Raw genomic sequence first — 1,825 nt, 5'->3', positions numbered from 1 at the left:
ATAAGCCCTGTCAATTTTATGCCCAAAATGTCGAAAAAATCGCATCCTAATTTAATAGATTACGAGATTGGAGGACATAACTTATTCCTCAAAAAATCGTGTCTTGACAATGGGGAGCATTACATTCCTTTTGCTTTTCGTTAAAGTCCCTCGGAAAGAAGCGGTCGATCCGCTCGCGCTGAATGGTCATCTTTTCTTTTTGGTTCGGCTTCTCCTCCGTGAGAATCGAGAAGATGACATCCACGTTAAGCCGCCCGTCCTGGCTCAGTTTTTTCATGCGCTGTGCCTGCGCCAACGATGGAGTGCAATCTTCGGACTGCATCGTCTCGTACAGAGCTTGCTGTTCTTCTTCGGCCAAGTATGAAAGCTCCACGGCCGGATTAAAGGCGATTCGTTTATCGTCCACCATTTCGAGAATGGAGGGGGTCAGTTCGGTAAGACGGATATATCTAAATATTTGGTTTTTGCTCTCTCCAACTTGCTCCGCCAATACTTCACTGGACTTTTTCCCATCTAACTTGTTCCCAACTTGGGAACGAGTTAAATCAGTTCTTTGTCCTTGCCGATTCATCGCCTCCAGCTTCATCTTATAAGCAAAAGCCTTCTCACTCGGCAAGATATACTCCCGTTGCAGGTTGCTATCCACCATAATGATAGTTGCTTGATCGTCGTCCAGTTCACGAACGATACAAGGCATCGTTTCCATACCTGCTAGTTCGCTCGCTTTCTTGCGCCGGTGTCCGGCTACCATTTCATAGCCGCCGTCCGCCTTTGGACGCACCAGGCCGGGAACAAGAACGCCGTATTGCTTCACGCTGTCCGCCATTTCCAGCATCGCTTCATCTGCTTTCACCTTGAATGGATGACCGGGAAAATCGCTAATTTCCGACAAAGGGATTTCCATCACCTTTTCCCGCTGCTCATCGGCGCGGCTCTCTTCGGTGGAGAACAAATCAGCGACTGTGGTCAGTTTGATGCTGGCGAGCCTGTCGTCTCTCGTTGCCAATGCCTTGCACCTCCTTCGTAAATGCGGCATACGCCTCCGCAGCTTTCCCATCCGGGTCATGGGCATAAATGCTTTTTCCCTTGGCGCTCGTTTCCGCCGCGCGAATGGATAAAGGGATTTCAGTGTTGAACACGCGCAGCTTGTCCCCGTAATCGCGCCGAAGAACGAGCGCAATATCTTTAGCGAAATTCGTGCGACTGTCCACCATCGTGAGCAGCACACCGTCCAAAACCAACTTCGGATTGATCTGCCTGCGTACGCGGGCAATCGTCTGCAACAGTTGCGTCATTCCCTTGGCCGGCAAATAATGCGCCTGAACGGGGATAATGACGCTGTCCGCTGCCGCCAGCGCATTGATGGTCAACATACCCAAACTTGGCATACAATCGATCAGAACGTAATCGTAGTCAGCTTTAACCGAATCGATGTACGAACGCAAGATCGTTTCTCTGCTCATCGTATTGACAAGCGATACCTCGACAGCGGACAGTTCGATATTGCCCGGCATCAGGTCAACACCTTCACTGTGATGCAAAATTCCTTCCTGTGTTTCATAGGATTCCTCCAGCATCGTTTTGACCAGCAACGTGGCTAACGATACCGACAGACTATCCGGTTCATGGAACCCTAACGAGTCCGTCAGGTTACCTTGCGCGTCCGCATCGACCAGCAAAACCTTTTTCCCATCGGCAGCCAAACCGATTCCCAGATTAACTGCCGTTGTCGTTTTGCCCACGCCGCCTTTCTGATTGGCGAGGGCGATTACCTTCGTCATCCAGCATTTCTCCTTTCACGCAAAAAGCCGATTGCGCTGAATAA

The 1,825-nt window shown here is 50.2% G+C and carries 2 protein-coding genes; both read right to left on the bottom strand.

From position 1 onward, the window contains the following. Positions 1–88: 88 nt before the first annotated feature. Positions 89–1,006, bottom strand: a complete 918-nt coding sequence (locus FKP33_RS26645) for a ParB/RepB/Spo0J family partition protein (RefSeq protein ID WP_258313568.1) — start codon at positions 1,004–1,006, stop codon at positions 89–91. Beyond that, entirely contained in the window at positions 954–1,781 is an 828-nt protein-coding gene (locus FKP33_RS26640; protein WP_127609407.1) for a ParA family protein, read from the bottom strand. The genes FKP33_RS26645 and FKP33_RS26640 overlap by 53 nt, the downstream gene beginning before the upstream one ends. Positions 1,782–1,825: the final 44 nt, after the last annotated feature.

This window comes from Paenibacillus sp. tmac-D7 (assembly GCF_006519665.1).
GTDB classification, from domain to species: domain Bacteria; phylum Bacillota; class Bacilli; order Paenibacillales; family NBRC-103111; genus Paenibacillus_G; species Paenibacillus_G validus.
This window is presented reverse-complemented; position numbering and strand designations above follow the sequence as displayed.